This window comes from Pseudomonas sp. WS 5503 (assembly GCF_012985385.1).
Lineage (GTDB): Bacteria > Pseudomonadota > Gammaproteobacteria > Pseudomonadales > Pseudomonadaceae > Aquipseudomonas > Aquipseudomonas paracarnis.
On record NZ_JAAQWI010000038.1, the window covers coordinates 1 to 524 of the forward strand.

Annotated in this window: 2 tRNA genes and 1 rRNA gene; all 3 read left to right on the forward strand. The window is 45.8% G+C overall.

The features are described from left to right. Nucleotides 1–64: ribosomal RNA gene (locus HBO10_RS31035) — 16S ribosomal RNA — on the forward strand; the annotation flags it as partial. A gap of 124 nt (nucleotides 65–188) precedes the next feature. Next, nucleotides 189–265 (forward strand) — tRNA-Ile (locus HBO10_RS31040). Nucleotides 266–275: 10 nt separating this feature from the next. After that, nucleotides 276–351 (forward strand) — tRNA-Ala (locus HBO10_RS31045). Nucleotides 352–524 lie beyond the last annotated feature (173 nt).

The window sequence follows — 524 nt, forward strand, 5'->3', positions numbered from 1 at the left end:
CATGACTGGGGTGAAGTCGTAACAAGGTAGCCGTAGGGGAACCTGCGGCTGGATCACCTCCTTAATCGACGACATCAGCTGCTCCATAAGTTCCCACACGAATTGCTTGATTCATTGAAGAAGACGATAGAAGCAGCTTTAAGCTCCAAGCTGATAGCTCTTAGCTAATCAGTTACGCGCTCGAAATTGGGTCTGTAGCTCAGTTGGTTAGAGCGCACCCCTGATAAGGGTGAGGTCGGCAGTTCGAATCTGCCCAGACCCACCAATTTTGTTATGGGGCCATAGCTCAGCTGGGAGAGCGCCTGCCTTGCACGCAGGAGGTCAACGGTTCGATCCCGTTTGGCTCCACCATTAACTGCTTCTACTTGTTAGAGCTTAGAAATGAATATTCTGAAGTGAATATTGATTTCTAGTCTTTGATTAGATCGTTCTTTAAAAATTTGGGTATGTGATAGAAAGATAGACTGAACGTTACTTTCACTGGTAACGGATCAGGCTAAGGTAAAATTTGTGAGTTCTCTTAA